Source organism: Nocardia carnea, from assembly GCF_029869215.1.
Classification (GTDB): domain Bacteria; phylum Actinomycetota; class Actinomycetes; order Mycobacteriales; family Mycobacteriaceae; genus Nocardia; species Nocardia carnea_B.
This window is the reverse complement of the sequence record NZ_JARWPM010000329.1, coordinates 22580-29415: the sequence shown is the minus strand read 5'-3', so window position 1 is coordinate 29415 and position 6836 is coordinate 22580. Positions and strand designations below refer to the sequence as shown.

General features: G+C 67.8%; 7 protein-coding genes. 2 read left to right on the top strand and 5 right to left on the bottom strand.

All coding sequences use genetic code 11. The annotated features are described in order from the left end of the window. Nucleotides 1-145: 145 nt before the first annotated feature. The 3 genes from QH276_RS23185 to arc form a co-directional block, all read right to left on the bottom strand. A complete protein-coding gene (locus QH276_RS23185; protein WP_280397223.1) occupies nt 146-457 on the bottom strand; it encodes a hypothetical protein in 312 nt (103 codons plus the stop codon). A gap of 133 nt (nt 458-590) precedes the next feature. Beyond that, nucleotides 591-959 (bottom strand): arsenate reductase family protein, encoded by a 369-nt coding sequence (locus QH276_RS23180; protein WP_280397224.1) that lies wholly within the window; start codon nt 957-959, stop codon nt 591-593. 198 nt (nt 960-1157) lie between these two features. After that, nucleotides 1158-2918 carry a proteasome ATPase gene (gene arc, locus QH276_RS23175; RefSeq protein WP_280397225.1) on the bottom strand — a complete coding sequence of 587 codons (1761 nt, stop codon included), beginning with the start codon at nt 2916-2918 and terminating at the stop codon, nt 1158-1160. A gap of 180 nt (nt 2919-3098) precedes the next feature. Between arc and QH276_RS23170 the strand changes: the two genes are divergently transcribed. Then, nucleotides 3099-3641 (top strand): hypothetical protein, encoded by a 543-nt coding sequence (locus QH276_RS23170; RefSeq protein WP_280397226.1) that lies wholly within the window; start codon nt 3099-3101, stop codon nt 3639-3641. Nucleotides 3642-3807: 166 nt separating this feature from the next. Here the strand turns inward: QH276_RS23170 and QH276_RS23165 are convergent, their stop codons facing one another. After that, nucleotides 3808-4641 (bottom strand): tRNA (adenine-N1)-methyltransferase, encoded by an 834-nt coding sequence (locus QH276_RS23165; protein ID WP_280397227.1) that lies wholly within the window; start codon nt 4639-4641, stop codon nt 3808-3810. 100 nt (nt 4642-4741) lie between these two features. Between QH276_RS23165 and QH276_RS23160 the strand changes: the two genes are divergently transcribed. Beyond that, nucleotides 4742-5650, top strand: a complete 909-nt coding sequence (locus QH276_RS23160; RefSeq protein ID WP_280397228.1) for a RecB family exonuclease — start codon at nt 4742-4744, stop codon at nt 5648-5650. A 308-nt stretch (nt 5651-5958) separates the two neighbouring features. Here QH276_RS23160 and hisG read toward each other — a convergent pair whose 3' ends face one another. After that, complete coding sequence (gene hisG, locus QH276_RS23155; protein WP_280397229.1) at nt 5959-6810, bottom strand: ATP phosphoribosyltransferase; 852 nt, start codon at nt 6808-6810, stop codon at nt 5959-5961. Nucleotides 6811-6836 lie beyond the last annotated feature (26 nt).

Genomic DNA, 6836 nt, shown 5'->3' with positions numbered 1-6836 from the left:
CGCCCGGGGGCTCCGGCGGCGTTGCCCACTAATACACACTCCCCCCCCCCCCCCCCCCCCCCCCGCCGGGGGGGGCGGCCCCCCGCGACCGCCCCCGGACGGCCGCGCATCCGGTGCGCTCACCACCGCCCTGCCGCGACGGCATTCAGTGCACGACCACCTGCCAGGTCTGCATGGAGAACGGCAGATCGCAACTGGTCCACGACTGCTGCGCGCCGAACGCCGGATTACCCCAGCGCTCATAGTTGCCGAACCAATTCCACCAGGCCCAGCAGGTGACCCTGACCTGATGCCAGACCGGCCCACCGCACTGCGAATACGCGGCCGTCCCGCCCACCGGATTGACCGAGCAGAACGGCGCCGGCTGCGCCCCGGCCGTTCCGGCGCCGAGTAGCGAACCGGCCCCCAGCAGCACCACCGCCGAGGCCGAAACGAGAGCTTTCTTGATGATCGACATGACTACCTCCCACCGCGTGGAGCGAGCGGTCGCGCGATCCACGCTGATCCGATCAGGCCCGAAGACCACTTCCTATGTGTTGTAGATCACACATCGGCGGATCAGCGTTACATCCCGGCAAACGGGCGGAGTCTCAGTCCAGCAATCGCAGGGCATTCTCGTCACGGGCCACGACCGCGCGCCCGCCGGCGGTGAACACGATGGGCCGCTGGATCAACCGCGGGTGTTCGGCGAGCGCGGCGATCCAGCGCTCCCGGTCCGCGGCGGTACGGCCCCAGCCCGACATCCCGAGTTCCTTGGCGATGCCCTCCCCGGTGCGGGTGATCTCCCACGGTTCGGCGCCGAGCCGGTCCAGAACGGCCCGCAATTCCTCGGCGCTGGGCGGATCGTCCAGGTACCGGCGGACCGAATACGCCGTACCGGCGGCATCCAGATGCGCCAGCGCCGCCCGGCTCTTGGTACAGCGGGGGTTGTGCCAGATCTCGGTTTCCGGAGTACTCATACCGCGAGCGTAACCGCCGCGAACCAGCGAACACTCCCCCGACCGGCGCGAACGCGGGCGGAGTGGTGATCTCACGGCGGGCCGGATCCGCGATACGGGTGGTGGTCACGGGGACTACCGGCGATACTCCACACCGAATCCGCCACAGACGATTCAGGGCCGCGCCCCGGTGGGAGCGCGGCCCTGATCGCGGTGCCGTTACAGGTACTGGCCGGTGTTGGATTCGGTATCGATCGCCCGGCTCGCGCTGGCGTTCTTACCCGTGACCAGCGTACGGATGTAGACGATCCGCTCGCCCTTCTTACCCGAGATACGGGCCCAGTCATCGGGATTCGTGGTGTTGGGCAGGTCCTCGTTCTCGGAGAACTCGTCCACGATCGAATCGTAGAGATGCTGGATCCGCAGACCCGGATTACCGGTGTCCAGAACCGATTTGATGGCGTACTTCTTGGACCGGTCCACGATATTCTGGATCATGGCGCCGGAGTTGAAGTCCTTGAAGTACAGAACCTCCTTGTCACCGTTCGCGTAGGTGACCTCGAGGAACCGGTTGTCCTCGCTCTCGGCGTACATCCGGTCCACCACCCGCTCGATCATCGCGCGGATGCAGGCCACCTTGTCGCCGTTGAACTCAGCGAGATCGTCGGCGTGCAGCGGCAGATGTTCGGTGAGGTACTTGGAGAAGATGTCCTGCGCGGATTCGGCGTCCGGCCGCTCGATCTTGATCTTCACGTCCAGGCGGCCGGGCCGCAGGATCGCGGGGTCGATCATATCCTCGCGGTTGGAGGCGCCGATGACGATGACGTTCTCCAGCCCTTCCACGCCGTCGATCTCACTGAGCAACTGCGGCACCACGGTGGTCTCCACATCGGAGGAGACACCGGATCCGCGGGTGCGGAAGATCGAATCCATCTCGTCGAAGAACACGATCACCGGGGTGCCCTCGGACGCCTTCTCCCGGGCCCGCTGGAAGATGATCCGGATATGGCGCTCGGTCTCACCCACGAACTTGTTCAGCAGCTCGGGGCCCTTGATGTTCAGGAAGTACGACTTCGCTTCCTTGGCATCCTCACCCCGCGCCTCCGCGATCTTCTTCGCCAGCGAGTTGGCGACCGCCTTCGCAATCAGCGTCTTACCGCAACCCGGCGGGCCGTAGAGCAGGACACCCTTGGGGGGCCGCAGCGCGTACTCACGGAACAGGTCCTTGTGCAGGAACGGCAGCTCCACGGCGTCGCGGATCTGCTCGATCTGCCGGCCCAGGCCGCCGATGTCGTTGTAGCCGACGTCGGGCACCTCCTCCAGCACCAGATCCTCGACCTCGGCCTTGGGGATGCGTTCGAAGGCGAATCCGGCCTTGGTATCGACCAGCAGGGAATCCCCCGGCCGCAGTTTGCGGATCGGGGAGTCTGGATCCTCCAGATCGTCGGCGTCGGCGAGCCGCGACAGCGGACCGGACAGCCACACCACCCGCTCCTCGTCGGCATGGCCGACGACCAGGGCGCGGCGGCCACCGTCGAGCACCTCACGCAGGGTGCCGATCTCACCGATGGAATCGAACGTGCCCGCCTCCACGACCGTCAGCGCCTCGTTCAGCCGGACGGTCTGGCCGTAGGCGAGAGTGGACGTGTCGATGTTCGGCGAGCAAGTCAGGCGCATCTTGCGGCCGGAGGTGAACACGTCGACGGTCTGATCCTCGTAGACACCGATCAGAATCCCGTAACCGCTGGGGGGCTGACCGAGCCGGTCGACCTCCTCACGCAACGCGACGAGTTGCTGCCGCGCTTCCTTCAGGGTATCCATCAGCTTGGTGTTGCGAATGGTCAGCGAATCGATACGGGCTTCCAATTCCCGTGTGCGATCCGGTGAATCGGCGAGTTGCCTCCGGAGTGCAGCCGCTTCGGCGCGTACTGCCTCGAGTTCTCTCCAGGCCGCCGAATCCGAATTCTCGATGGGGCTCATGTGCTGCTCCTCCCAGTCCCGGTCTATCAACGCTACCGGGCGCGACCCGTTTGCGCTGTCCGACATGATTTCGTGGTGATCACATCTGGCCCGCGACCATCATGCTGGTCAGACCATGTTAGCCTGCCCTAACCCTCGATCGGTGGGGTTCCCCACCGACTAGCCGAAAGGTTGCCAGCTATGCACCTTCCCGCTCGGACACTCCGGCTGTCCCGCGTCGCGGCGGCGGCAGTCGCGGCCGGCGCCCTGGCGCTGGGACTGACGGCCTGCGGATCCGACGACGATACCGGCACCGCCGCCACCAGTAGCGTCGCGGCCCCCGGTAGCGAGACCGCGCACGACCACGGCGACGGCCACGACCACGGCGACACAACGGACGCGCCCACCGCGCAGAGCCTACAGTCCAATCTCGAGCAGATCACAAATCCGGACGTTTCCGTGGACGACAAGGTGAAGCTGATCGTCACCGGCGAGAACCGGCGCGACCTGCTCGAACAGCTCAATGCGAAGCTGCAGACCTACCGGGGTATCACCTACCAGGTCGCGGATGTCACGGTCGACGGCGAGACCGCCACCGCGCAGACCACCATCACCAGCCCCACCGGTCACGGCGCACCGCCGATGCCCATGACCTGGGAACACCAGGACGACACCTGGAAACTGTCCGACGCGGGCGCCTGCGTTCTGCTCGGTTTCGCGCAGATCCCCTGCGCTCACGTCTGACGGGCGTCACGAGCCCGAACCGCGCCCGAGCCCCGGCGGCGCCGGGCGAACGGGCGTCGCGTAGGCGGGGACACGAGTTCCCCGGTCCGGCCGAACGTGCTCGCGGGGCAGTGCCGCACTCCGGCACTCCCCCGCGAGCATCACCGTCTCGCCTCGAAAAGGCCGTTCAGCCCTTCGACGGCCGGCGCTGCGGTTTCGGGGTGACCACACCCTCGGCCAGCCGCCGCGCGCTCACCAGGAAGGCCGTATGGCCCTGCATCCGATGCTCGGGGCGCACCGCCAGACCCACCACATGCCAGCCGCGCACCATGGATTCCCACGACCGCGGCTCGGTCCAGCACTGCTGTTCGCGCAGTGCCTCCACGATCCGCGACAGCTGGGTCACCGTCGCGACGTAGACCATCAGCACCCCACCGGGCACCAGCGCCCGCGAAACGGCCGGTAGCGCGTCCCAGGGCGCCAGCATGTCCAGTACCACCCGGTCCACCTGTTCGCCGGCGTATTCGGCCACATCGGCGACCGTCAGCTCCCAGTTCGCAGGGCGTTCGCCGAAGAAACGCTCCACATTGCGGATGGCGTGCTCGGCGTGGTCTTCGCGGATCTCATAGGAGACGACGGCGCCCTCCGGGCCGACTGCCCGCAGCAGTGAGCAGGTCAGCGCACCGGACCCGGCGCCCGCCTCGAGCACCCGGGCACCGGGGAAGACGTCACCCTCGTGCACGATCTGGGCGGCGTCCTTGGGGTAGATCACCGCCGCCCCGCGCGGCATGGACATCACATAGTCGGTCAGCAGCGGGCGCAGGGCCAGGTACGGGGTGCCGTTGTTGGAGTGCGCGAGCGTGCCCTCCTCCGCGCCGATCAGCTCGTCGTGGTCGATGGCGCCGCGGTGGGTGTGGAACTGTTTACCCGGTTCCAGCAGCACCGTGTACAGCCTGCCCTTGGCGTCGGTCAGCTGCACTCGGTCGCCGACGACGAATGGCCCGGTCCGTCTGGCCGTCATGGATCTCCGTTCCGCGAAATCTGGCGCGCGGACAGCGGCGGAGAGGCCTCCGCGCGCTCGCGCGGGCACCGTGTCGGTGCCGACGGATAGCCTGCCAGGTATGTCAGCGCCCCCGAGCACTCCCCCGGCGAGTCACGATTCCGACGCCCCGCCCCGGCCCGCCCACCCGGCGCTGTCGCCTTCGCGCGCAGCGGATTTCAAACAATGCCCGCTGAAGTACCGGCTCCGCGCCATCGACCGGATCCCGGAGCCACCCACCCGTCAAGCGGTCCGCGGCACCGTGGTGCACGCCGTGCTGGAAGACCTCTATGCGCTGCCGGCGGCCGAGCGGGGGCCGGAGCGCGCGCTGGCACTCGCCGAACCCGCCTGGTCCCGCGTGGTCGCCGCGCAACCGGAGGCAGCGAGCCTGGTCGAGGGCGACGGCGCACTGGCGGCATTCCTCGAAGAAGTGCGGGCCCTGGTACGCACCTACTACCGGCTCGAGGACCCGCGACGCTTCGACCCCGAATCGTGTGAGACCCGGCTAGAGGTGGAACTGGCCGACGGCACCCCCCTGCGCGGATTCGTCGACCGCATCGATGTGGCGCCCACCGGTGAGCTGCGCGTGGTGGATTACAAGACCGGGCGCGCGCCCGGCCCGAACCAGGAGACGCGCGCCCTGTTCCAGCTGAAGTTCTATGCCCTGATGCTGCTGCGCCTGCGCGCGGTCGTGCCGGCCCAGCTACGCCTGGTCTATCTCGCCGACGCCCAGCTGCTCACCTACGCGCCCGAGGAAGCCGAACTCCTACGCTTCGAACGCACCCTCATGGCCCTGTGGGATGCGGTCCGCGCCGCCGCCGAGACCGGAGAATTTCCGCCGAATCAGGGTTGGCTGTGTGATTACTGCACTTACAAAAACCTGTGCCCGGCATTCGACGGAACCCCGCCGCCGTATCCCGGCCTCACCGCCCACACCGAATCCACCGCAGAAATCGACGCCGAGACCTTCGCCGAATCGGTATCCGATTGAGTCCTCACCCCACGTCCTCGCCGCCCGGAGTCGCACCCCAACCACTCTGAACGCGCCCGGTATCGGCGTCCGGTGCGGGCAATGCACCCCTCCGGGGAACCAACGCCGCCACAGCGACGCGGAGCCGTCATGCACCCGGACGACATCGGAGTCCGACGCCACCACGGCGACCCCGTGGCCAGCAAGGCACGCGCGGATCTCATCACCCCGAACGTGAACACCACGGCGGCGCCGAGTCCAGCGAGGCCCTTGGACGGTTCGGCCAAGGGGGGCCGAACCCCGCGCCGCCGCAGGCGGCGCAAGAAGACTCAGAAGGCGCGGCAGGAGCGGATATCGGTGGCCAGGATGGCGCGGGCGCCGAGTTCGGCCAGCCGGTCCATCAGCTCGTTGCCCTGTTTGCGCGGGACCAGGGCGCGAACGGCTACCCAGTCGGGATCGGCCAGGGGTGCCACGGTGGGTGACTCCAGGCCGGGGGTGATCTGCGCGGCCCGGTCGAGCAGGCTCTTCGGGCAGTCGTAGTCCAGCATCAGATACTGCTGAGCGAACACCACACCTTTGACCCGGGCAATCAGCTGGTTACGCGCGCGATCGTCCCGGTCGGCGCCCTCTTGTTCGATCAGCACCGCCTCGGAATCGCACAGCGACTCACCGAACGCCACCAGGTTGTGCTGGCGCAGGGTCCGCCCGGAGCCGACAACATCGGCGATGGCGTCGGCGACGCCGAGCTGGATGGAGATCTCCACGGCGCCGTCGAGGCGGATCACCTCGGCTTCGATTCCGCGGCGGGCCAGATCGGCCAGCACCAGGTTCGGGTAGGAGGTGGCGATCCGCTTGTCCTGCAGATCCTGCACCGTCCATTCCCGCCCTTGCGGTGCGGCGTAGCGGAAGGTGGAACCGCCGAAACCGAGCGAGAGCCGCTCGGCCACCGGGGCCCCGGAGTCCAGGGCGAGATCACGGCCGGTGATCCCGAGGTCGAGTTCCCCGGAACCGACGTAGATGGCGATGTCCTTGGGCCGCAGGAAGAAGAACTCCACCTGGTTGGCGAGGTCGAGCACGGTGAGATCGCGGGAGTCGGTGCGTTTGCGATAGCCGGCCTCGGTGAGGATGGCGACCGCGGATTCGGAGAGTGCGCCCTTGTTGGGTACTGCGACGCGCAGCATGATGGCTGGTCCTTTCGGGTTCGGTG